General features: G+C 42.0%; 21 protein-coding genes. 13 read left to right on the top strand and 8 right to left on the bottom strand.

Going from position 1 to position 22,656, the window contains the following annotated elements:
* The first annotated feature begins 23 nt into the window (after nucleotides 1–23).
* The 6 genes from ACIQXN_RS01575 (at nucleotide 24) to ACIQXN_RS01550 (ending at nucleotide 3,761) form a co-directional block, all read left to right on the top strand.
* Nucleotides 24–710, top strand: a complete 687-nt coding sequence (locus ACIQXN_RS01575; RefSeq protein WP_402961716.1) for a CPBP family intramembrane glutamic endopeptidase — start codon at nucleotides 24–26, stop codon at nucleotides 708–710.
* A gap of 141 nt (nucleotides 711–851) precedes the next feature.
* Nucleotides 852–1,163, top strand: coding sequence for a rhodanese-like domain-containing protein (locus tag ACIQXN_RS01570; RefSeq protein WP_402961052.1), 312 nt, complete (start codon nucleotides 852–854; stop codon nucleotides 1,161–1,163).
* A gap of 239 nt (nucleotides 1,164–1,402) precedes the next feature.
* A complete protein-coding gene (locus ACIQXN_RS01565) occupies nucleotides 1,403–2,482 on the top strand; it encodes a tartrate dehydrogenase (RefSeq protein WP_402961050.1) in 1,080 nt (359 codons plus the stop codon).
* Between the two features lie 62 nt (nucleotides 2,483–2,544).
* Nucleotides 2,545–2,730, top strand: a complete 186-nt coding sequence (locus ACIQXN_RS01560) for a sporulation protein Cse60 (RefSeq protein WP_402874688.1) — start codon at nucleotides 2,545–2,547, stop codon at nucleotides 2,728–2,730.
* A 141-nt stretch (nucleotides 2,731–2,871) separates the two neighbouring features.
* Nucleotides 2,872–3,432 carry an MEDS domain-containing protein gene (locus tag ACIQXN_RS01555; RefSeq protein WP_402961048.1) on the top strand — a complete coding sequence of 187 codons (561 nt, stop codon included), beginning with the start codon at nucleotides 2,872–2,874 and terminating at the stop codon, nucleotides 3,430–3,432.
* A gap of 80 nt (nucleotides 3,433–3,512) precedes the next feature.
* On the top strand, nucleotides 3,513–3,761 hold the full coding sequence (locus tag ACIQXN_RS01550; RefSeq protein WP_402961714.1) for an MGMT family protein: 249 nt from the start codon (nucleotides 3,513–3,515) through the stop codon (nucleotides 3,759–3,761).
* A gap of 66 nt (nucleotides 3,762–3,827) precedes the next feature.
* Here the strand turns inward: ACIQXN_RS01550 and ACIQXN_RS01545 are convergent, their stop codons facing one another.
* Nucleotides 3,828–5,093 (bottom strand): BaiN/RdsA family NAD(P)/FAD-dependent oxidoreductase, encoded by a 1,266-nt coding sequence (locus ACIQXN_RS01545; protein WP_402961046.1) that lies wholly within the window; start codon nucleotides 5,091–5,093, stop codon nucleotides 3,828–3,830.
* Nucleotides 5,094–5,298: 205 nt separating this feature from the next.
* On the opposite strand from ACIQXN_RS01545, the gene ACIQXN_RS01540 reads away from it, so the two are divergent.
* Nucleotides 5,299–6,900: a putative polysaccharide biosynthesis protein gene (locus tag ACIQXN_RS01540; RefSeq protein WP_402961044.1), complete on the top strand. Its 1,602-nt coding sequence runs from the start codon at nucleotides 5,299–5,301 to the stop codon at nucleotides 6,898–6,900.
* A 122-nt stretch (nucleotides 6,901–7,022) separates the two neighbouring features.
* On the top strand, nucleotides 7,023–7,745 hold the full coding sequence (locus tag ACIQXN_RS01535; protein ID WP_402961042.1) for a pseudouridine synthase: 723 nt from the start codon (nucleotides 7,023–7,025) through the stop codon (nucleotides 7,743–7,745).
* An 84-nt stretch (nucleotides 7,746–7,829) separates the two neighbouring features.
* Here ACIQXN_RS01535 and ACIQXN_RS01530 read toward each other — a convergent pair whose 3' ends face one another.
* Nucleotides 7,830–8,051: a DeoR family transcriptional regulator gene (locus ACIQXN_RS01530; protein WP_402874705.1), complete on the bottom strand. Its 222-nt coding sequence runs from the start codon at nucleotides 8,049–8,051 to the stop codon at nucleotides 7,830–7,832.
* A 562-nt stretch (nucleotides 8,052–8,613) separates the two neighbouring features.
* Between ACIQXN_RS01530 and ACIQXN_RS01525 the strand changes: the two genes are divergently transcribed.
* Both ACIQXN_RS01525 and ACIQXN_RS01520 read left to right on the top strand, forming a co-directional pair.
* Nucleotides 8,614–8,964, top strand: coding sequence for a hypothetical protein (locus tag ACIQXN_RS01525; protein ID WP_402961040.1), 351 nt, complete (start codon nucleotides 8,614–8,616; stop codon nucleotides 8,962–8,964).
* Nucleotides 8,965–9,399: 435 nt separating this feature from the next.
* On the top strand, nucleotides 9,400–11,058 hold the full coding sequence (locus tag ACIQXN_RS01520; protein WP_402961038.1) for an FAD-dependent oxidoreductase: 1,659 nt from the start codon (nucleotides 9,400–9,402) through the stop codon (nucleotides 11,056–11,058).
* A 62-nt stretch (nucleotides 11,059–11,120) separates the two neighbouring features.
* Here ACIQXN_RS01520 and guaC read toward each other — a convergent pair whose 3' ends face one another.
* Nucleotides 11,121–12,104 (bottom strand): GMP reductase, encoded by a 984-nt coding sequence (gene guaC, locus ACIQXN_RS01515; RefSeq protein WP_402961036.1) that lies wholly within the window; start codon nucleotides 12,102–12,104, stop codon nucleotides 11,121–11,123.
* 320 nt (nucleotides 12,105–12,424) lie between these two features.
* Between guaC and ACIQXN_RS01510 the strand changes: the two genes are divergently transcribed.
* Nucleotides 12,425–13,477 carry an NAD(P)/FAD-dependent oxidoreductase gene (locus ACIQXN_RS01510; protein ID WP_402961034.1) on the top strand — a complete coding sequence of 351 codons (1,053 nt, stop codon included), beginning with the start codon at nucleotides 12,425–12,427 and terminating at the stop codon, nucleotides 13,475–13,477.
* A gap of 52 nt (nucleotides 13,478–13,529) precedes the next feature.
* Here the strand turns inward: ACIQXN_RS01510 and ACIQXN_RS01505 are convergent, their stop codons facing one another.
* The 4 genes from ACIQXN_RS01505 to ACIQXN_RS01490 all read right to left on the bottom strand — a co-directional run bounded on the left by ACIQXN_RS01505 (nucleotide 13,530) and on the right by ACIQXN_RS01490 (nucleotide 18,019).
* Nucleotides 13,530–15,476 (bottom strand): FtsX-like permease family protein, encoded by a 1,947-nt coding sequence (locus ACIQXN_RS01505; protein ID WP_402961032.1) that lies wholly within the window; start codon nucleotides 15,474–15,476, stop codon nucleotides 13,530–13,532.
* Complete coding sequence (locus tag ACIQXN_RS01500) at nucleotides 15,466–16,227, bottom strand: ABC transporter ATP-binding protein (protein WP_402961030.1); 762 nt, start codon at nucleotides 16,225–16,227, stop codon at nucleotides 15,466–15,468. The genes ACIQXN_RS01505 and ACIQXN_RS01500 overlap by 11 nt, the downstream gene beginning before the upstream one ends.
* Before the next feature lie 101 nt (nucleotides 16,228–16,328).
* Nucleotides 16,329–17,333 (bottom strand): sensor histidine kinase, encoded by a 1,005-nt coding sequence (locus ACIQXN_RS01495; protein ID WP_402961028.1) that lies wholly within the window; start codon nucleotides 17,331–17,333, stop codon nucleotides 16,329–16,331.
* Nucleotides 17,330–18,019, bottom strand: coding sequence for a response regulator transcription factor (locus ACIQXN_RS01490; protein WP_402961026.1), 690 nt, complete (start codon nucleotides 18,017–18,019; stop codon nucleotides 17,330–17,332). The genes ACIQXN_RS01495 and ACIQXN_RS01490 overlap by 4 nt, the downstream gene beginning before the upstream one ends.
* A 457-nt stretch (nucleotides 18,020–18,476) precedes the next feature.
* On the opposite strand from ACIQXN_RS01490, the gene codB reads away from it, so the two are divergent.
* Nucleotides 18,477–19,745 carry a cytosine permease gene (gene codB, locus ACIQXN_RS01485; RefSeq protein WP_402961024.1) on the top strand — a complete coding sequence of 423 codons (1,269 nt, stop codon included), beginning with the start codon at nucleotides 18,477–18,479 and terminating at the stop codon, nucleotides 19,743–19,745.
* Nucleotides 19,735–21,006, top strand: a complete 1,272-nt coding sequence (locus ACIQXN_RS01480) for a cytosine deaminase (RefSeq protein ID WP_402961022.1) — start codon at nucleotides 19,735–19,737, stop codon at nucleotides 21,004–21,006. The genes codB and ACIQXN_RS01480 overlap by 11 nt, the downstream gene beginning before the upstream one ends.
* A 71-nt stretch (nucleotides 21,007–21,077) precedes the next feature.
* On the opposite strand, the gene bcaP is transcribed toward ACIQXN_RS01480, so the two are convergent.
* Complete coding sequence (bcaP, locus tag ACIQXN_RS01475) at nucleotides 21,078–22,466, bottom strand: branched-chain amino acid transporter BcaP (protein WP_402961020.1); 1,389 nt, start codon at nucleotides 22,464–22,466, stop codon at nucleotides 21,078–21,080.
* Between the last annotated feature and the right edge of the window lie 190 nt (nucleotides 22,467–22,656).

Raw genomic sequence — 22,656 nt, 5'->3', positions numbered from 1 at the left:
CGGAGGAGGAATTATTTTTGAATATGTATTTTAAAACCATACCATGGTCATGGAGGGAACTCGTATCCATGCTAGTACTTGTTTTAGTCCTAGTACCATTTTTCATCGAGTTTTTATTGGCGAATTTTTTATTGGACTTATTCCAAAATGATTTATATTCAGGGACATTGATAGGGTTCATCATGTCGATCACGTTCATGCTGGCCATCTATTTCATCGTTTTAAGGCCGGAGCACCTTAAATGGAATGAGGTGGGGTTCAATCGGTTTCAAGGAAGCTATTGGAAGAATATTATCGGTTGGACCATCTTATTGATTGTGATTAGCATCTTGATGATCATCGTGATGGATATCGTGGGGGTCGGGACTGAAAATAGCAAAACGGAAAGCGTCCAGTCCCAATTGACTCCCATCAATTTCATGATCGGATTCATATCGGCGGCCATGATTTCCCCTATATATGAGGAAATCCTATATCGTGGCTTCCTTTATAGATGGTTAAGAAGCAAATGGGGTTTGAAGCCCGGATTGTTTCTTAGTTCATTTATTTTCATGATCGTACATATCCCGACCTATAATGTTTTGCCGGTGACTTTTGTATCCGGGCTCCTTTTTGCATGGACCTACGAAAAAACCAAATCCGTTCTTCCCGGCATGATCATTCATGGCACATTCAACGCCATTGCCATGATTTTAACCTCGTTAGGGTGAGGCTAGTAAATTAAGAACTCGGTACACTAGCATTGAATGAAAGTGAACTATACCTTATCCGCCATCCATAATAGTAATGTTTTCTTAAGAATTTTGCTATAATGAACAAGACAAATTAAACGATAACTTGGGGTGCTTAATATGGAGCAAATTAAAATCATTACACCAGAAGAAGTAGAAGCGAAGGTGGAGGCCGGCGAAGCGATCGAGCTTGTCGACGTCCGTGAAGACGAAGAAGTGCAAGAAGGCATGATCGAAGGCGCGAAGCATATTCGCATGAATGATATTCCTGCCAACCTTGACTACTTCGATAAAGAGAAAGAATATATCTTCATCTGCCGATCAGGACGCCGCAGTGAAAATGTGTGCCATTACCTTCAGGAGCAAGGCTATAAGGTAACAAACATGGATGGCGGAATGATGCATTGGACCGGGGAAGTCATCGTTAAGTAATGGGATTTTTCAAGAAGCCTTGTTACTTTTGCAAACGGAAGACGAAAGACGTCACGACCTATCTGAATGAAAATCGAAAAAAGATACATGTTTGTGCACAGTGTAAGGGGTATGCAGAAAGACGTGCATATTTCCGAGCTAAATGAGTAGGGCCCTTCTTTCGGAGGGCTCTTTTTTTTGGGGATATGTTAAAATAAGGATGGTGAAATCAGAATACATAGATAAAGGGGAATCGGTCAGTGAAGGTACATAAAGTAGCGGTCATCGCGGGAGATGGAATTGGTCCTGAAGTAATTGATGAAGGTATAAAAATATTGAAAAAAGCGGCTGAATTAGCCGGCGACTTTTCATTTGAATTCACTTATTTTCCATGGGGTTGCGAATATTACCTGGAGCATGGAAAGATGCTTCCGGATGATGGAATGAAACAATTGAAGGAATTCGAGGCTGTCTATCTTGGGGCTGTCGGGTACCCAGGTGTTCCAGATCACATTTCATTACGCGATCTGTTGTTAAAGATAAGGAAGCAATTCGATCAGTACGTGAATGTCCGTCCCATTAAATTGCTGAGGGGTGCGCCTTGTCCACTGAAGGATGTGACCCATGACCAAATCGACATGGTGGTCATCCGTGAAAACAGTGAGGGAGAATATGCAGGTGCAGGGGATTGGTTATTTAAAGGAAAGCCAGAGGAAGTCGTGTTACAGACAGGCGTCTTTTCCCGTAAAGGTACGGAACGGATCATTCGTTATGCCTATGAATTGGCCCGAAATTCAGGGAGAACGCTAACGAGCATCAGTAAGGCGAATGCCTTGAACTATTCGATGGTTTTTTGGGATGAGGTGTTCGAGGAAATCGGGCAGGAATATCCGGAAGTGGAAACACATTCTTACCTGGTTGATGCGGCGAGCATGTTCTTTGTCAAACAGCCTGAAAGGTTTCAAATCGTCGTCACCTCCAACTTGTTTGGCGACATCATCACCGATTTAGGCGCCGCCATCGCTGGAGGGATGGGGTTGGCCGCCGGAGCCAATTTAAACCCTGAACGGGTGTATCCTTCCATGTTCGAGCCGATTCATGGTTCTGCACCCGATATTGCGCAGCAAGGAATCGCCAACCCACTTGCCGCCATTTGGTCCGCTAGTCAGATGCTTGATTTCTTCGGTTACGAGGATTGGGGCAAGAGAGTGTTGAATGTGATGGAACAGGTGATGGTCAATCAAAAAGTGCTCACTCCTGACATGGGCGGGAATTCTTCCACCAAAGAAGTTGGCAATGAAGTGCTGGCTTTATTATCGAATTGTAATATAGACGTATAATTGACGTAAGAAATGGGCACCCTGCTCAATAACCATCAATCGTGAAGGGCAGGGGAGAGCTGATGATTCAAGTGAAATTATTCGATTATGAGCATGAAAAGGACTTGGAAGAAGAGATGAATGACTTTCTCGTCGATATCCGGGACAGTCAAATCGTCGATATCAAGTACAATGTCGCCACGACCGGTGAAGAAGAGCATGAACAGATTTACTGTTTTAGCGCGATGATCATTTATAAAAAAAGGTGAAATCCGACCCATATGACTTGGTGTCGGTTTTTTTATATAAAAAAACAGGCCATACTGTTCAAGGAATTTGTCTTCTGCGAAGAGAATAGGTAAAGTTAGACGTAATACAGTGTGATGGTGTATTAAAAGGGGAGATCCATTTTGGATAACAATATGAAGCAACTCATGAAAGAACTACAGGAATCCGATGGAGGCCATGTGTTCTACTGTTTCAATGAACTAGACACATATATACATAACCAAACTATGTTCATTATTTCCGGTGTTGAGCAAGGGAATGATGTTTTGGTCGCCGAAAATGATCGAATCTTTCCTTTCGTATATAAGAAATTGCAAGCGCAATTAAATGAGGAACAGCTCAAGAAAGTACATCATATTAATAACTTCGATTTTTATTGCTTTGAAGGCAACTTTTACCCTTCAACAATGGTTGATTATTTTTCAAGGAACATCGAGAGATATGAAAAAAGCGATGTGTCCTTGCAAACATGGGGCCATATTGAGTGGGGAAGAAGTGATCATGCAGTAATCGAGAGCATAACGGAGTATGAAAAAAGGGCAAACCAGATCATTGCAGATAAAGGCATAATATCTGTTTGCGCCTATGATGAATGTAGGATGAATCCTACATTAAAGTCTTTGTTAATGAAGCACCACGGAGTGTTCATGACGGATGAAGCATGCTCAATTATAGGTAACTAAATCAGGCAGAGGTGACGTATTTGGAGCGCTTTACTGAAGAGGTAATTGAAATCATACAACATATCCCACCTGGAAAAGTAATGACGTATGGGCAAATCGGGCAACTGGCGGGAAGTCCTCGTAGTGCAAGACAAGTCGTACGCATTCTTCATACAAGCAGCAAGAAATACAATCTTCCTTGGCATCGGGTAATCAACGCCAAAGGAGAAATCGGACTTAAACAAGAAGGGCCGGCCTCTGAACAAATTTTCTTGCTGAAAAGCGAAGGAATCAGAATCACGGATCAAGGGAAAATTGACCTTGACGTGTATCGGCATCATCCTAATTGACATATTCACATAAAAAGAACAAAAAGAAGCTGATCCCTCCATTAACGGGACCAGCTTCTTAAGTTTTTATGAACGGGCATATAGTGCAGCATTCATGCCAGCCAGTCGGCCGGTTACTAAAGCCGATGTGATATTATAGCCACCCGTATATCCGTGAATATCCAAGATTTCGCCGCAGAAATACAACCCATCCATTAATTTGGAGGCCATTTCCTTAGGCTGGATTTCTTTGACAGATACACCGCCACCAGTGACGAAAGCTTTTTCGATCGACTGGGTGCCATGGACACCGAATTGGAAGTCCTTACATAGTTCGGCGAAACGGCGGATTTTTTCATTGGAAATCGTCGCGCCTTGTTCTTGAAGGTCGATTCCGCTCCGTTCTAACAGGAAGTGAAGAAAACGTTCCGGAACCAGGCCTTTTAAGGTGTTTTTGATCGCCTTTTTCGGTTCAGCCTTGATTTCCTTTACGATATCCTGGAAGACTTCTTCTTTGTTTCGATCCGGAAGGGCATCGATTTTCATCGTTACTTCGGGAAGATTCCATTTTTTCATTGCCTTGACGACGAACTGGCTGCACCGAAGAACGGCTGGACCTGAAACACCGAAGTGGGTAAAGAGCATGTCCATTTTATGCGTGATCAAGGTCTTTCCTTTAGGGTTCAATACGCTCAATGAAACATCACGAAGGGCGAGTCCTTGCAGCGTTTTTTCCTTAATGAATGTCTCATTACTTAGGACCGGTACTTCCGTCGGGAACAAATCGGTAATCGTATGTCCGGCCTTGCGTGCCCAAGCATAGCCATCACCTGTTGAGCCGGTTTGTGGGACAGATTTTCCCCCGACAGCTATCACGACCGCATCTGTTTCAAAGATTTGTCCATCTTTTAACCGGACACCGCTCGTTTTACCATAATCATAGAGAACATCGGCAACCGGTGAATTCTTATAAATCTTCACCTTCAGATCGGCTAATCGCGTCAACAGGGCATCGACGACACTTTGTGCTTTATCGTTGACCGGGAACATCCTGCCATAGTCTTCTTCTTTTAGGGCTACGCCTAACTTTTCGAAGAACTGTATAATGTCTTCATTGTTGAATTCCGAGAAAGCACTATATAAAAATCGCCCGTTTCCAGGGATATGCTGAATGATTTCATCGATGGAGAGCCGGTTCGTCACATTGCAACGCCCACCGCCCGAAATCGCTAGTTTTCTGCCTAACTTTTCGCCTTTATCCACTAATAATACGTGGGAACCTTTTTCGCCAGCTGCAATGGCTGCCATTAAACCGGAGGGTCCCCCGCCAATTACTATTACATCATATTTCAAAAGTATCACGCCTTTATCTTTTTCAGTCTCTTCATTATATAGCAATACCCCGTTAGAATGCGAACTACAATAAAAAGGAATGATTTGTTTGTATAATATCGACGAAAACGATAAACTTGAGTGTAGTTTTATATAGAAATAATCCTTTATTATGTTAAGATAAAGAGCATGTGAAACGTAACTGAAAGAGGCAGGAAGGGATAAAATGTCGTCTAAGTTTTTAAAAGGGGCTTTTATATTAACCCTGGGAGCGATTATTTCCAAGATTCTTGGTTTATTTTACGTCATCCCATTCGAACATATGGTTGGAAATAAAGGGGCTACACTCTATCAATATGGGTATGTTCCCTATACGATATTCATTAGTTTCGCCACGGCAGGTATGCCGCTTGCTGTTTCTAAATTTATATCGAAGTATAATGCGCTCGAAGAATATGCAGTTGGGGAAAAGCTGTTCAAATCGAGTTTGAAATTAATGGCTATCACTGGTTTCCTTGCCTTTGTGATTCTTTATTCATTGGCACCGGTGCTAACAATTATATTTGGTGCTGATCAAGAAAGTGCTAGTGATGTTACTGCAGTCATCCGAGCAATCAGTTTCGCCTTGATCCTTGTACCGTTCATGAGTATCATCCGTGGTTATTTCCAAGGACATGAAGCGATGGAGCCAACTGCGATTTCACAAGTGGTCGAGCAAATCGTCCGGATTGTTTTTTTACTAGCTGGTGTGTATATTGTCCTGCATGTCCTTGATGGTGAATTGGTGAGAGCCATTCAAATGGCAACTTTCGCGGCGACTGTCGGGGCACTCGGCGGTTTGGCCGTCTTGTTTTGGTATTGGAAGAAACAAAAACCATATTTGGACAGTTTGATGGAGAGAGACCGGGGAACGATGTCCATCTCTATCATTCAGATTTATAAAGAAATTTTCTTGTCATCGATTCCATTCATCTTTGTCGGGATTGCGATGCCATTGTTCCAAATTGTGGATACGATGACTTTTAATCGGGCGATGTCCTCAATTGGATTGTTGCATGTGGCAGAAGAGGCACTTGGGGTCCTTAACGTCTATGCCCAAAAACTTGTCGTCATTCCGATGACGCTTGCTACTGGATTTTCCATGGCGCTTTTGCCATCGGTGACGAAGGCGTATGTTAGTGAAGATCAAACTGAATTCACCCGCCAGCTCGATCAGGCTTTTCAAATCTTATTATTTATTACGATTCCGGCGGTCGTCGGTATGTCGGTGTTGGCAGATCCCATTTATAGCGCTTTCTACAGCCACGATTTGCTAGGGATTAGCGTGCTAAAAGCCTATGCACCGGTTTCGGTTCTCTTCGCACTCTTTTCGGTTTCTGCCGCTGTTTTACAAGGAATCAATCAGCAGAAATACACGGTGCTAAGTTTGCTTGTCGGATTTTTGGTCAAGCTTAGCTTGAATATCCCGTTGATCAAACTGTTCGAAACGGAAGGGTCCGTTTATGCGACAGCATTGGGTTATTTAGCGGCCGTTCTATTAAATTTATTCGTCATTACTTATTTCACGGGTTATCGTTACAGCTTAACGATTAGAAGGACCATCTTGATGACGACGTTCTCTGCAATCATGGGACTTGGCGTATGGGGTCTACATAGCTTGTTATCTCTATGGTTAACCTCGGAAGGACGCTTTCAGGCCATCTTGATTACAGCAGTATGTGCTATTTTTGGGGCGCTCATCTATGCCGCTCTTTCCTTGAAAAGCAAACTGGCTCACCGTTTATTTGGGACCCGTATCGACAGGCTAAGAAAAAAGCTCGGTTTATGAAATACATGTTTAATATGTAAAAATCAGGGTAAAGTATATTATCCCCTGATTTAAATATAGTTGGCCTTGCCTGTCATGAAAATGGGCAAGGCTTTTTACTGAAAAGGCTTTAGGAGGAAACAATGAGAATTGATAAAATACTATCCAATATAGGTTACGGAAGCAGGAAAGAAGTGAAAAAGCTCCTGAAGTCTGGAGCTGTGAAGGTCAATGATAGGATATTGAAGGACGCAAAAGAACAGGTGGATCCTGATGTGGAAATCGTAACCGTTCATGACGAGCGGGTTGAATATAGAGAATTCATTTATTTAATGATGAATAAGCCACCGGGCGTATTATCGGCAACTGAAGACAAACACCAAGAGACGGTCATCGATATCTTGGAACCGGAGGATGCGGTCTTCGAACCATTTCCAGTAGGCAGATTGGATAAGGATACAGAGGGGCTATTGCTGATTACGAATGACGGCAAGCTTGCACACCAGCTGCTATCCCCGAAGAAACATGTTCCGAAAACGTATTTTGCGGTCATTGACAGCGAAGTCACGGAACGGGATATTGAAGCATTCCGTAACGGTGTCACACTGGACGATGGGTATGAAACGAAACCAGGTGAACTGAATATTTTAAAATCAGGTTTGACTTCGGACATCGAGCTGACAATTATGGAAGGGAAATTCCATCAAGTGAAGCGGATGTTTGAAGCTGTCGGGAAAAAAGTCATGTATCTGAAGCGCCTTTCGATGGGAAGCTTGCAGCTTGACGAGGAACTAGAACTTGGGGAATACCGGGAGTTAACGGCTGAAGAACTTGAACAGCTGAAAGCCGGACAGCCTGCTGAATAATATAACAAAAGAAAATGAGGCGGACTACTGGTCCGCCTCATTCTACTTTAACATATCGATTTTGTTCGGGTGGTCATTCTTTTTTTAAGATGACATCTTCACTTTTTTGCTTGTTGTTGTCCAAACGCCACGGCTTGGGCTTTGAACAAGGTCGTTGTACTCTAGGACATTTAAATCGCGTTGCACTGTTCGAGGAGTGATGCCAAATTCTTCTACAAGCTCTTGAGTAGAAACCGTACCGTTGTTACTAATGAACATATAAACGGATTTAATACGGGTTAACATGCGATTTGTTGAAGGTTTCAAACAAAATCACTCCTATTCTTTTCATTGTTATTCTGAACAAATGAAAACAACCGATATGTCGGACAGCATTTCAGCTGCCACTATGTACGTACTATACCCACCCTTTAACTCCTCGGAAACATTAAGAAAAAAACAAGATGCCTTTTGCTTTATTTTACCCCTATACAAATATAAATTCCATACCAAATTTTAGAATTAACTAAATATTACATTTATTATACTTGTATTTGACGAAAATATTCATTTAATATCCAAAATAAATGATTTTCAGGGTAGAATGGCAGTATGGGACGACCTGTATACCCATTATTTTATCAATTATTCAAAGGATTATTCATAGTAGGATGTAAATCGATAGTTGTCCTTCGCTTCTTCTCTGGAAATAACCTTTCCATGGCAACAAGCATATAATGCTATATTTACATCATCATATACCATTATAGAGTAAGGATACACTTGATGGCTGTTGTTTACGGTGTCATAATGACTAGTAAGTAAATGCCCCTGATATCAAGGTGATTTTTCAAGGAAAATAAATAAAACCATATACGAGGTAAAGCATATGAACGAAAGATTAATGGAATTTCTATTGCGTGACGAGGTGTCCAGGCTTACTGGCATGAAGCGGCAAGTGTATGAGTTTATCGTGTATGAAGAAGATTACCTAGCTTCCAAAGCGGATACGGTCGATCAATTTATGAGATTATTGGTGAAGCATTCTCCTCCGCGGCTTGCCGCCCGTCACTTTAATATGACGTATGGGGAGATCATTCGTTTCATGCATGAAATTGAAGATGAGCTAAGCGTACGACTAGAAGAACGATGTAAAAAAGTGAAGTGGATGGATTTCACGGAAAAAGGCCAGCAGGCTTTTGAGGATGACCATAAAAAGTTATACTTGTTTGTAAATTGAGAAGAAGAATGAAAACGGTGCTTCTTATTTAAATGCGCACCGTTTTTTCTTTTGTAATGTTAGTAGGCCAAGCCCATAGCAGAAATGGGCTTGGCCTACTTTTGTTTGGTTTGTTCTCGAAAGGATGAAAGCAAGTCTTCTAAAAATCATTTTCCTTTCATAGTCATACAATAGATATCTTATTTATAAGACTCTTGGTAGTAAGAGATTAGAGAACACGTAATAAAGGCGATCGAAGAATTGTTTACCTTGAAATCACTGAGCAAAGTAGAGAGTTACTAAAAGACTTGAGAAATCAAAGAATTGAGTTAATGGTGAAATTACTTGCGCCCTTATCAAAAATGGAGATGCAGGAATTGCTGAATCGCAATAACAAGCTATACAAACACACTCGCGTTTCCGATTATTAATAAACCGTTATAGAGGAGGAATAAGATGGATTTGGATGCTAGTTATGATGTTTTAGTGGTCGGTTCAGGAGCCGCGGGATTGACAGCGGGTCTCACAGCACAGTTAAAGGGGATGTCTTCTTTAGTGCTCGAGAAGACCGAGTTTTACGGCGGGTCGACCGCCTTGTCGGGAGGTGCCGTTTGGATACCGATGAATCAGTATCTAGAAGAAGCGAATGTGGCAGATTCCCTTGATGAAGCGCGTGCCTATTTGGATGCGACAGTAGGCGATCGTGTTCCGCGCGAGCTTAAAGAAGCCTACTTGAATCGAGGCAAGGAAATGCTTCGTTACCTACATGAGCATACCAAACATATGCGGTTTGAATATACGCCAGGCTATTCTGACTACTATCCTGAAAAACCAGGCGGCTTTCCTAAAGGCAGGTCAGTGGAACCGGTCCTGTTCGACCTCCGTCAATTAGGGGAAGAACGAAAGAAAATGAGACGAGCTAACCTGCCGACATATGGCATGGTGATGAATTCTTATGAGTTCCATAAGCTGAATATGATCAAACGGATCTTTGCAGGGAAGAAGATGGCACTCCGGGTCGGCATGCGCTTGATGAGGAGCGTCCTGACGGGGTTCCGTCCATCTGCATTAGGAGAGGCTCTTGTAGGGAGCTTGCGGCTTTCTTTAGAGGAAGCGGGCGGGGAGTTATGGTTATCTTCTGCATTTTGTGACTTTGTGGTGGAAGACGGGAAAGTCACAGGATTGGTTATCGAGCGTGAAGGAAAGAGGATGAACATTCAAGCCCGCCGCGGTGTAGTGCTCGGAGCTGGCGGATTTTCCCGCAATCAAGAGCTTAGGGAGAAATATTTGCCTGCACCGACCTCGACAGAATGGACTTCCGCTGCAGAGGGGCAAACAGGCGATATTATCGAAGCAAGCCTTCGTGCCGGTGCCAAGCTCGATTTGATGGATAAAGTATGGGGAGCTCCTTCAGTGGTCCCGCCAGGAGAAAAACCCTTCTTCTTGGTTGCGGAACGTGGGATCCCGAATATGATTGTGGTGAATAGCGAGGCAAAACGGTACCTGAATGAAGTCGCACCCTATCATGAGTTCGTGGACCACATGTATGAACATGATAAAACGGGGGCCGGAACGATTCCGTCCTGGTTGATTCTCGACAAAACGGCCAAAAGCCGTTATATGTTCATGGGTCTCATGCCTGGACAAAGCTTTCCGAAACGATGGTTAGAGAGTGGGTACATAAAAGTCGGGAGTACCCTTTCAGAAATTGCAGAAAAGACAGGACTGCCGATCGACAACTTAACGGAGACCATACAACGGTTCAATCGTTTTGCACTAAAAGGAAAGGATGAAGACTTCCACCGAGGTGATAGTGCCTATGATCACTATTACGGAGATCCCACTTTACCCAATCCTAATCTTGCTCCGATTGAAAAAGCCCCTTTTTATGCCGTCCCGATTTATCCGGGGGATATCGGGACCAAGGGGGGAGTGACCATCGACGATTGTGCACGGGTGTTACATGAAAATGGCAGTCCGATCGAAGGGTTGTATGCAGCGGGGAACTGTTCATCCTCCGTAATGGGAGAAACCTATCCAGGCCCTGGGGCGACGATTGGACCTGCGATGACGTTCAGTTACATCGCTGTGGATCATATGGCTACGAGGAAATGAAGACGTGAACAAAAAATCAGGTGAGCGGACCTCGGGGGCCGGCTCACCTGAAATGTTTAGGATCAATAAATCTTGTCACCATTGAAGATTGAGTTTTTCACGATTACATAATCGACGGTGCGAATGGCTTCAAGCTTGTTTCCTCCGGCATATGAAATGGAGGATTGGAGATCCTGTTCCATTTCATTCAATGTATCCTGTAGCGCACCTTTGTGCTCCACGTACATTTTTTTGCCTTCCACGTTCTTCTTCTCGCCTTTTTGGAATTCTGATGCAGAGCCAAAATACTCCTTAAAGGCCTTTCCATCTTTCTCGATCGTTTCACCTGGAGATTCCTCGTGACCTGCGAATAACGAACCAATCATCACCATGGTCGCACCGAATCTGACGGATTTTGCGATATCACCATGTGTACGGATGCCACCGTCCGCAATAATGGGCTTACTCGCAGCTTTTGCACATAGGCGTAATGCGGCCAATTGCCAACCGCCTGTACCGAATCCGGTTTTGATTTTCGTAATGCATACTTTACCTGGTCCAATTCCAACCTTTGTAGCGTCGGCACCGGCATGTTCCAATTCTCTTACTGCTTCAGGGGTCCCTACATTTCCTGCAATGACGAAACTCTCAGGCAAATGTTCTTTAATATGCTGGATCATCTTTATTACAGCATTGGAATGACCATGGGCAATATCTATCGTAATGTAATCGGGAACAAGTTGTTCTCCTGCAAGCTCCTGGATGAATCCATATTCTTCTTCTTTGACGCCCACACTAATGGAAGCAATCAATTCACGTGCATGCATATCTCTAATGAATGATTTTCGTTTTTCTGGTTCAAACCGATGCATGATATAGAAATAGCCGTTTTCGGCTAAGTATGTAGCAATTTTTTCGTCTATTATCGTTTGCATATTGGCTGGTACCACAGGTAACTTAAATGCATGTTTCCCCAGCTTCACCGTTGTATCACATTCTGATCGACTATCAACTATACATTTTGCGGGAATTAATTGAATGTCTTCGTAATCAAACACACTTTCCATTGTTTACACCTCTATATACGAATGTTGTAATATTTTTTTATGAAATTGTTCGCCCATTGGTAATTTACATCATTTTAATCATTAAGTCAAAGCTTTTATTTTTAAATAAATCAAAAAATTATAAAAAGAAGCGGATCTGCATCCTATGAATCTCCTTATCACGTACAATCTGAGCCCCAGGTACAACAGGTGTAAGCGACCTACATAAAAAAAGAGAAAAGAACTTCAGAAGAAAAAATTGTAAAAAAGAAGAAAAAAGTGTACATTTAACTTATGAGAATGAGAATCAATTACATTTAGTTTACGAGGAGTGGTCATGAGTGAAACAGGACGATATCTATGATGTTACCGTAATTGGGGGAGGGCCAGCTGGCCTGTATTCCGCTTTTTATAGTGGATTAAGAGAAATGAAGACAAAGATCATTGAATATCAGCCTCAATTAGGTGGGAAGATCCATGTATATCCTGAGAAAATGATTTGGGATGTCGGGGGACAGACACCTATTACGGGAGCTAAGTTAATTGATCAACTTGTGGAACAGGGATTGACCTTTAATCCCACGGTAGTATTGAATGAAAAGGTGGAGTCGATTAAGCGGGATGAAGATGGGATGTTTGTCTTGCTTACGTCTTCTGGCGGCCTGCATTATTCAAAAACGATCATCGTGGCCGTCGGTGGGGGGATCTTGAATCCGCAAAAGCTGGAAATTGATGGGGCAGAGCGTTATGAAGTGTCCAATCTGAATTACACAGTGAAGTCCTTAGAACGATTCAAGGATAAGACGGTAATCATTTCAGGCGGCGGGAATTCTGCTATCGATTGGGCGAATGAATTGGAGCCTATCGCCAAAAAGGTCTATGTAACCTATAGAAAAAATGCGTTGGCAGGTCATGAATCACAGATAAGCCAATTGATGAAAAGTTCTGCGGAATGCATGTTCAATACGTCCATTACAAAACTGGTCGCTTGTACCAATCATGAAGTCATTGAACGTGTCGAACTAACGAGTCATGAAACGGGGGAGGTTTCCCATTTATCAATCGATGAAGTGATCATCAACCATGGGTATGAGCATGATGCTTCGCTACTGGAAAACAGTGAAGTGAAGGTGGATGTGGCCGATCATTATTATATTGCAGGCAATGCGATTAGCGAATCCTCAGTAGAAGGGATGTATGCCGCAGGGGATATTCTTCAGTATGAGGGGAAAGTGAACTTAATAGCAGGTACCTTCCAGGATGCCGCAAATGCAGTCAACCAAGCGAAGCAGTTCATCCAGCCTAATGCTCACAAGGTGGGAATGGTTTCTTCACATAATGAACTATTCAAAAGACGTAATAGGGAAATCGTTCAACAGATGATGACGCGATGAAACATGAAGAAAGCTCCAGTCCCCTAATGGGGCTGGAGCTTTTTTCATGTATTTAAAGGGAATCCTTAATCGCCTTTTTGTAATGGAAAACGGAAAGGATACCGAAGATCGAATACAGTACCGTGTAGAGGACCATGACAATGATCATTGGCGTCCAGATTTCCGTACCAAAGAAGAACCAGCCGGATCTAACGGCAAAATAGCTGTGGAATAACCCGACTAATAGCGGGATTCCAAAGTTGAAGACCTGTTTGGCCTGAATCCCTTTTAACAAATCACTTTGTGTGAAACCAAGTTTTCGTAAAATGGTATAGTTCGCCTTTTCGTTTTCACTTTCGTCCATTTGTTTGAAATAAAGAATACATCCCGATGTAATCAAGAAAGTCAATCCTAAAAAGCCGACTATGAACATTGTAAGACCCATGTTCATTTTTATACTTTTCAGTTCTTGGAATTGTGAAGCATTATACTCTTTATTTTGGAAAGCAATTGTATCGAAAATGTCATTCGCTTTTTCAACATCATCCTTATTCTTTAGATCAATCCCATAATAAACGGGAAATTCCATTTGCATTTCAGGGTCAACATCCTTTTTCAAACGGTCAAAAACGGTCTGATCGACAATGGCGACTGGCAATCCGCCATTCGTTAAATAAGAGGGAAGGATGGAATCATCTTTTGGTCCCAGATAGTTTTGTGGAATGATTTCATTTTTCCCCTTTAATTCTATTTTTCCAGAATCTTTGAGTGATGTAAAACTCTGTAGCGCAGCACTATACCCGCTAAAAATAGTTTCATTCGGCGTAACATCGATTCTCTTCACAGATCGGTCGCTGATTATCGCTAGATTCATGATGTTCGGGTCGAAATTCGCTTCTTCTAGGGTGCTTTCCAGTATATCTTTTATATTGACCTTTGCCCAAATGACCTCTATCTTATTTTCGTTATATCCGATTGATTTTGTTGTCAAAGCGTCTTTTAGTTTTTTTGAATCTTCGCTATAGGCCATGGAAAAATCAGAAGGTATATAGGATTTGGCCATTTTCTCCGATGAGTAATAGGAGATATAGGTTAAGGATAATAACCCGATTGCAAGAGCGGAAACGGTCGTGATGATGGTCAGTAAAACGGAATTGGATTTCATCCGAAACATGATGGATGAAAGGGATAACACTTCGTTAATGTTCAGGTATCCATTTTTCTTCTTGCGAATCATATTAAAGATGAAAGAAACAGAACCCTTATAGAACAGGTAGGTTCCGATGATGACGGACCCCAGAATGAATAGCATGGCTATTAATAGGGAGTTTGTCTGGGAGAAGGATCCATCAAATAACTTCGTTGAAACATAATAGCCAGCAATGATAAGAATGATTCCAGCCATCCCAAGGATCATTTCGAAAATGGAAACCTTCTTCACTTTTCCTTCAGTGTTCGAAGTCACCCTAAAAAGTGCTAAGATTGTCTGTCTTTTGATGAAACCAAAGTTCATCAACATGATGAATAGATAGATGATACTGAATACGATAAGTGTCTGAATGAATGGTTGCATGGTAAAGTGAAGCGTCGCGATTGCCTGGACTCCCGTAATCTTGAACAATATCATGATGATCAATTTTGAAGCCGCAAACCCTACAAATATCCCTAGGAATACGGAACAGAAATACAGGATGAAATTTTCGATGCTCAGGATGCGGAAAATCCTGTTTTTGGTCATGCCTATCAATTGAAACAAGCCAATTTCCTTACTGCGTCGTTTGATGAATATGCTATTCGCATATAAAAGAAAGATGGAAACGATGGCGATCAACAAGATGGAGGCTGCTTGGATGGCAGCTCCCCCTTTAATCGTCCCACTTGCTTCATCCATCGACGGATCGTACTGCAGGGTAACGAAGGCAAAATAAAGGGAGGCACTGAAGACCAAAGCAAAAACGTATAGATAATAATTCTTTAGATTCTTTTTCAGACTGCGGAAGATGAGTTGATTAATGCTCATTTTGCACCCCACCTAGTACACCTTGAGTTTTCATGATGTCTTTGAAGAAGGTTTGTCTTGTTTCTTCTCCTTTATTCAATTGGGAATAAATCTGTCCATCTTTAATAAAGATGACACGACTACAGTAACTAGCTGCCACAGAGTCATGTGTAACCATGATGATGGTGGCTTTACGTTTTTTATTTAAATCACTCATCTTGTTCAATAAATCGGATGCGGCTTTTGAATCAAGGGCACCTGTCGGCTCATCGGCGAAGATGATGCTTGGTTCATGGATGAAGGCCCGTGCAGCAGAGGTGCGCTGTTTTTGTCCACCGGAAATTTCATTGGGGTATTTGTCCTTGATCTCATATATGCCAAGTTCATTTGCAAGTGTTTCAAATTTTTGCTCGGCTTCTTTTCTCGGTGTTTTGGTGATCGATAATGGTAAAAGGATATTTTCCTTGACCGTCAGTGTGTCCAATAAGTTATAGTCCTGGAAGATGAAGCCTAGATGGTTCTTTCGAAATTCAGCCAGCTTTTTTTCCTTCATGCCGGAAATCTCTTTTCCTTCAATAACAATGGTCCCATTACTGATCTTATCGATCGAAGAGAGGACATTCAGAAGCGTGGTTTTTCCTGAACCGGATGCTCCCATGATACTCACGAATTCCCCTTCGTGTATGTTGATATCCAATCCTTTCAAGACTTCTTGCTTATTGAATTTATTGCCATAGCTTTTATGGATTTTTTTCGCTTCTAATATATTCATTCCAATACACTCCCTTTATTTCGATATCTTCATTATAAAAGCCTTTGCCTTCCTTTTCCTTCGATTGGCCGAACAAAGAACAAAAGCATGTGACATCTTTGTCACATGCTAAGGAATTTCACGAATTGATTTCGTTTCGGAAAGGTCAAGGTGAAGGTGGTTCCTTCTCCGAGAGTGGATTGTACGGTTATATCGATTAATAAAGAATCGGCAACTTTCTTGGTTAAATATAATCCCATCCCCGTCGCCCCATGGTCTTGGTGATTGATCGTTGATGTGAATCCTTTATCAAAAATGCGGGGAAGGTCCCTTGGGTCGATGCCACGGCCAGCATCCTTCACTTCTAGGATCGTTTGTCCATTGGATTCATGGCTCTGTACCAGGATATCGGATCCTTCACTATATTTGATGCTATTGGTCAAAAGTTGCCGGATGATAAATGCTATCCATTTACTATCGCTCAAGCACTCGGCTTTTTCTAAATCGATATCGAAGCCTATCCCTTTTTGAATGCACCATGACTGTAATGTCTTAATCTCGTCGAAAATGATCGATTCCAGATCCGTGTGACCGATATATAAATCATTTTCCATGAAGGGCAGGCGCCGTTGGTGCAATTGCTGATCAAGCAAGAGGTGGATACGGAGCCATTCATACGTCATATGAGATTTGAGTTCTTCATCTTGTATGCGATCCATCATTAAATGTAGGGCTGTCAAAGGCGTTTTCACTTCATGAATCCAAGCCAATAATTCGTCCTTTTCCTGCTCCAATGTCATTTGCCCTTGCGAAGCCGTATGTTTCAAATAGTCAATTTGATTGCTGATGCTTCTTTCGATGATTCGTTCAAATGGGCTTTCCGGGTCAGCTATATTGGACAAATCCAAATTATCATCCTGTTCCGCTAAGCTTCGGTAGAATTTGGTTTCCTTTTTGTAGCGGACAGTCAAAAAGATGCAGAACATGATGAACGATAAAAAGACCATATATAGAACAGGTGGGAAAGGGATCGCCGAATCAACATAGGCGACGAATAGAATAAATAAGTGAAAGAAAAGGTAGCAAGCAATCCAGCTAAACCGTTCCAGTATAAAATTTTTAATCATTCGTAATCCTCTTCGACAGCGATGTAGCCTTGTCCTACTTTCGTTTCGATGAACTGTCCTAAACCTAGCTCGTCCAGTCTTTTTCTCAATCGGTTTACATTGACTGTCAGTGTATTATCACTGATAAAGCGTTTGTCATTCCATAAACTATTGATTAAATCATCGCGGCTTACAATCTTATTCTTCTGTTCAATCAGCCTTTTTAAGATGAACACTTCATTTTTTGTCAGCTCGATCGTGCCTGACGCATTCGTAACCGTGTTTTTTTCATAATCCAAGGTGGCGCCGCACCAGGTTTTTAGTTCGATTTTTTCGGTATTGTAATTATAGACACGACGAAGCGTCGCTTGTATCTTGGCGATCAGTACATCAAAATGAAAGGGTTTCTGGATGAAATCATCTGCCCCAAACTGCATGGACATCACGATGTCGGTCGGATGGTCGCGTGATGATAAAAAGAGGATGGGTACATTCGAGTGGTTTCGAATCATCCTGCACCAATGAAATCCGTCGAATTTCGGCAACTGGATGTCGATGATAACCAAGTCTGGCTTAATGGCTGTGAATTCTTGCATCACCTTACCAAAATCATCAATTCCATATACATCATAAGACCACTGTGAAAGGCGTTCCTTGATTTCCTTGAAGAGAGTTGTATCATCTTCAATTAACAAGAGTTTAAACAAGTAAGGGTCACCACACTTTTCATCATTTTAATGAAAGTATATAGTAAATTCTTTATGGGTTCTAGAGGAGGAAGAGATGAGGGTAAGATCTATTTACATAGGGCAGCATTACTTTCCTGAAATAGGCCTATATGTCTGTAATGTGAAATCCACGGATTAGATAGCAAAGCTGCATTCAGTATTGTTTGATTTGTAGGGATAGCATAAAGTTAGGTGGATATTATTTTTAGTATTGACTTAACTTTAATTTTTTGGAATAATATAAATAATTCAATATTGGTATCTTTAATTCAGTCCCGTGAGGCTGACAAGGACAACGGATTTTTATGATGGGGAGACTCTATGCATTTTTTGCCTGGATTCTGCTCGTCATAATGCAGAAGAGGTTTATTGTCGGTTCATGACAATAGACCTCTTTTTTCTTTGTGGGTATCAGTTTAAAAATGGAGGAAACGTTATGGGAAAAGTAGATGCAGAATTTTCATGGCAAGCTGTACCGCAAAAAAATCGCAATAATTTTTGGAAGATTCTATCCATTATGCTAGGGTTCACTTTTTTCTCGGCCAGCATGTGGTCGGGAGGGGAATTGGGAACAGGATTAACATTGATGCAGTTCCTTCTCATCGTATTGGCAGGTAATTGTGTGCTCGGCATGTATACGGGGGCGTTGGCCCATATTGCCGCCAAGACCGGGCTTTCTACACATCTGCTTGCAAAGTATGCCTTTGGTGATAAAGGCTCCTATGTACCCTCTCTATTGCTGGGGTTAACGCAAGTAGGCTGGTTTGGCGTGGGGGTGGCGATGTTCGCGGTTCCGGTCGAAAAGGCTACAGGGATTAATGTCTATCTATTGATTTTTAGTTTTGGTATTATGATGACGATATCAGCCATCTATGGTATTAAGGCACTCGTGCTGTTAGGGTTAATTGCCGTGCCGGCCATTGCCATTCTGGGTAGCTACTCGGTATTTGAGGCAACGGAAACGATCGGTGGGGTTCAGGGGTTGCTAAACTATCAACCTTCTGAAATGATGGGAGTGGGTGCTGCCTTAACCATCTGCATTGGCTCATTTATCAGCGGGGGTACCTTGACTCCTGACTTTGCCCGTTTTGCCAAGACGACTCGGTCAGCTGTTGTCGCAACTGTGATAGCCTTTTTTCTAGGCAATTCATTGATGTTCATATTCGGGGCGATTGGAGCGATGACGTACGGTGTTTCGGATATTTCGGAAGTCATGTTTTTGCAAGAGCTGATTTTGCCGGCGATTATCGTACTGGGACTGAATATTTGGACAACGAATGATAATGCCCTATACGCTTCGGGATTGGGATTTGCCAATGTTACGAAAATTTCCAAGAAGAAGCTTGTCGTTGTTAATGGAATCATCGGCACCGTGTTAGCGATGTGGCTTTATAATAACTTCGTCGGTTTTCTGAATGTACTGGGAGCAGCAGTCCCGTCGATCGGGGCCATTATTCTGGCAGACTACTTTATCGTGAAATGCAGAAAATATGGAAAGTTCGAAGAGATGTCTTTCGAAAAGGTCAATTGGTTATCGATGATAGCTTGGGCAGGAGGAGTCGCATTGGCTCAGTTCGGACCTGGCATCGTGCCAATTAATGCACTAATCGGGACCGTTATCCTCTATGTTGTCTTGATGAAATATGTACCTACTAACAAAAACCACGAAAATCTAAAAAGAGGTGTACAAACCGATGCTTATTAAAAATGCTAAATTAAGAGGAAAAGAAGGTCTTTGGAATATTGTCGTCAGAGAAGGAATGATTGAAGCGGTTACGCAGACGCTTAATGAGGACGAGCTGAATCAGCCAATTTATGATGTCGAGGGATTACTAGTGTTACCTCCCTTTATTGAACCACATATCCACCTCGACACGACGTTGACGGCAGGAGAGCCGGAGTGGAATCAAAGTGGGACTTTATTTGAGGGAATTCAGCGGTGGTCTCAGCGAAAAGAATCCTTGACGAATGAAGATGTGAAAACAAGGGCGAAAACGGCTTTAAAGTGGCAAATCGCTCAAGGAATTCAGCATGTTCGTACACATATCGATGTAACCGATCCAGACCTAACGGCTCTAAAAGCCATGCTCGAAGTAAAAGAAGAAATGTCAGATTTCGTTGATTTGCAGTTAGTGGCTTTTCCACAGGAAGGAATTTTGTCTTATCCGAATGGAACGGGATTACTGGAAGAAGCGCTAAAAATGGGTGCCGATGTTGTAGGGGGCATTCCGCACTTTGAATTCACTCGCGAATATGGCGTGGAATCAATGAAAATTGCGTTTGATTTAGCGGAAAAATACGACCGCCTCGTGGATATACATTGTGATGAAATCGATGACGAGCAATCACGTTTTGTCGAAGTCGTCGCAAAAGAAGCTTACGAGCGCGGGCTAGGTACACGAACGACAGCCAGTCATACGACGGCAATGGGTTCTTATAATGATGCCTATACCTATAAGTTATTTCGGTTATTGAAGCTTTCTTCTATAAATTTCGTATCCAATCCATTGGTGAATATTCACCTTCAAGGAAGATTCGATACGTATCCGAAACGAAGAGGCTTAACGCGGGTCAAAGAATTGCAGGAAGCAGGATTAAACGTATGCTTCGGTCACGATGATATATTCGACCCATGGTATCCACTAGGAACAGGAAACATGCTGCAAGTGCTGCATATGGGCATTCATGCTTCTCAACTAATGGGATATGAGCAAATCATCAACTCCATCGATTTGATTACCGCCAATAGTGCAAAAACCTTACAAATCGTGGATCACTATGGAATAGAGGCGGGAAAACCTGCCAACTTTATCGTTTTATCCGCAGAAAATGAATACGAAGCAGTCCGTAAACAGGCGTCAGTACGCTATTCCTTCAGATATGGGAAAGTGATAGCAGAAACAAAACCAAGAGAAACGACCATTCACTTAGGACAAGGTACAGAGAACATTACTTTTAATAAATAATAGAAAAAGCTCTTTGCAAAAATAAATGGCTGTTTCAGAAGTGAAGTTCACATCTGAAACAGCCATATTTGTTATTTGTTCAAGACACTATGCTTTTTACCGTAAGCAAAGTAAATAATAATACCGATGATCATCCAAATACTGCAGGCAATCCATGTGTGTGCAGATAGCTGGGTCATTAGGAAGATGCATAAAACAAATGAAAGGATCGGAATCACTGGGAAGAAAGGTACTTTGAATCCTTCATTCGGAATGTCTTTGTTTTTGCGTAAGTAAATGACGCCGATTGATACAACAGTGAAGGCTAAAAGAGTACCCATATTTACAAGCTCTGTAAGCTTATCCAATGGGACGAAGCCTGCGCATAAGGCAACGAGGATTGCAAAAATCCATGTGTTTTTTACAGGTGTTTTCCGTTTCGGATGAACTTCGCATAATACTTTTGGTAGTAAGCCATCACGACCGAATGAGTATACAAGACGCGTGCCACCGTAAAGCATAACAAGAATTACGGTCATCATACCAACGACGGCGCCGATTGAGATAATACCTGCCACCCAATCTTGGTGTACCATTTGCATGGCAAAGCTTACAGGGTCACTTACATTTAATTTTGTGTAAGAAACCATACCTGTCAATACAAGGGATAACGCAACGTACAATAAGGTACAGATGAATAGCGAACCGATAATACCGATTGGCATGTTACGCTGTGGATTTTTAACTTCCTCGGCTGCAGATGAGACAGCATCGAAGCCAAGATAGGCGAAGAACACCAAGGCCGCGGCATTTAGGACTCCGCTTGTACCAAACGGTGTGAACGGCTGCCAGTTTGTTGGTTCAACGTAGAATGCGCCGACTACAATGAATAGTAAAATAACAGCCACTTTCACACATACCATAATCGTATTGAATTTTGTCGATTCTTTAATGCCTAAAGTTAATAAGCCGGCAATTAAAAAAATGATCAACACGGCTGGCAAGTTAATGTATGTGCCGTTGTCCGGATTAAAAGCACCAGATACTTCATGAGGAAGCAAAATATTAAAGCCGCTAAGTAGCGAGCTAAAATAGGATGACCAGCCTGTAGCAACTGCAGCAACAGCTAAGCCGTATTCGAGTAATAGGGACCAGCCGACTAGCCAAGCAATGATCTCCCCAAAGACAATGTAGGAGTATGTGTACGCACTACCCGTTACTGGAACTGATGAAGAAAATTCAGAGTAACACATTGCAGCGAATGCGCAAACAAAGGCGGCAATGATAAAAGAGAACACAATCCCTGGTCCTGCATATTGGGCTGCAACAGTTCCCGGCAGGATGAAGATTCCTGTACCAACAATGGCACCAACACCGAGCAGTATTAAATCAAATGCAACAAGTGTCTTTTTTAATTGTACTTTTCCATGCTTTTGTAAAAGTTGATTCACAGATTTTTTTCGAAATAATTTCGTTTTCATTTTATACACTCAATTCGTTTATTTGAATAACATAAAAATTCTAAACATTTATGGTTTAAATGTCAAATGGATTTGTCGATAAAGTGTAGTTTTTTGTCGAATGAATTGTTATTTGAGTGTTTTGAATAGCCGTTATAAAAAAAGAATAAGAAGGTTGAGTTCTCATTCTTTTTTACAGGTATGGAGTTTG

Origin of the sequence: Peribacillus sp. NPDC097295, from assembly GCF_044761665.1 — a bacterium.
In the GTDB taxonomy this organism is placed as follows: Bacteria; Bacillota; Bacilli; order Bacillales; family DSM-1321; genus Peribacillus.
Note: the sequence above shows the minus strand (reverse complement) of the source record. Positions and strands in the feature narration are given on the sequence as shown.

Coding starts and splice junctions, on each gene's coding strand:
- ACIQXN_RS01525 (WP_402961040.1), top strand. CDS start 8,614: ATGAACGAAAGATTAATGGAATTTCTATTGCGTGACGAGGTGTCCAGG.
- ACIQXN_RS01480 (WP_402961022.1), top strand. CDS start 19,735: ATGCTTATTAAAAATGCTAAATTAAGAGGAAAAGAAGGTCTTTGGAAT.
- ACIQXN_RS01570 (WP_402961052.1), top strand. CDS start 852: ATGGAGCAAATTAAAATCATTACACCAGAAGAAGTAGAAGCGAAGGTG.
- ACIQXN_RS01560 (WP_402874688.1), top strand. CDS start 2,545: ATGATTCAAGTGAAATTATTCGATTATGAGCATGAAAAGGACTTGGAA.
- ACIQXN_RS01520 (WP_402961038.1), top strand. CDS start 9,400: ATGGATTTGGATGCTAGTTATGATGTTTTAGTGGTCGGTTCAGGAGCC.
- ACIQXN_RS01535 (WP_402961042.1), top strand. CDS start 7,023: ATGAGAATTGATAAAATACTATCCAATATAGGTTACGGAAGCAGGAAA.
- ACIQXN_RS01505 (WP_402961032.1), bottom strand. CDS start 15,476: ATGAGCATTAATCAACTCATCTTCCGCAGTCTGAAAAAGAATCTAAAG.
- ACIQXN_RS01500 (WP_402961030.1), bottom strand. CDS start 16,227: ATGAATATATTAGAAGCGAAAAAAATCCATAAAAGCTATGGCAATAAA.
- ACIQXN_RS01550 (WP_402961714.1), top strand. CDS start 3,513: ATGACGTATGGGCAAATCGGGCAACTGGCGGGAAGTCCTCGTAGTGCA.
- ACIQXN_RS01575 (WP_402961716.1), top strand. CDS start 24: ATGTATTTTAAAACCATACCATGGTCATGGAGGGAACTCGTATCCATG.
- bcaP (WP_402961020.1), bottom strand. CDS start 22,466: ATGAAAACGAAATTATTTCGAAAAAAATCTGTGAATCAACTTTTACAA.
- guaC (WP_402961036.1), bottom strand. CDS start 12,104: ATGGAAAGTGTGTTTGATTACGAAGACATTCAATTAATTCCCGCAAAA.
- ACIQXN_RS01540 (WP_402961044.1), top strand. CDS start 5,299: ATGTCGTCTAAGTTTTTAAAAGGGGCTTTTATATTAACCCTGGGAGCG.
- ACIQXN_RS01495 (WP_402961028.1), bottom strand. CDS start 17,333: ATGATTAAAAATTTTATACTGGAACGGTTTAGCTGGATTGCTTGCTAC.
- codB (WP_402961024.1), top strand. CDS start 18,477: ATGGGAAAAGTAGATGCAGAATTTTCATGGCAAGCTGTACCGCAAAAA.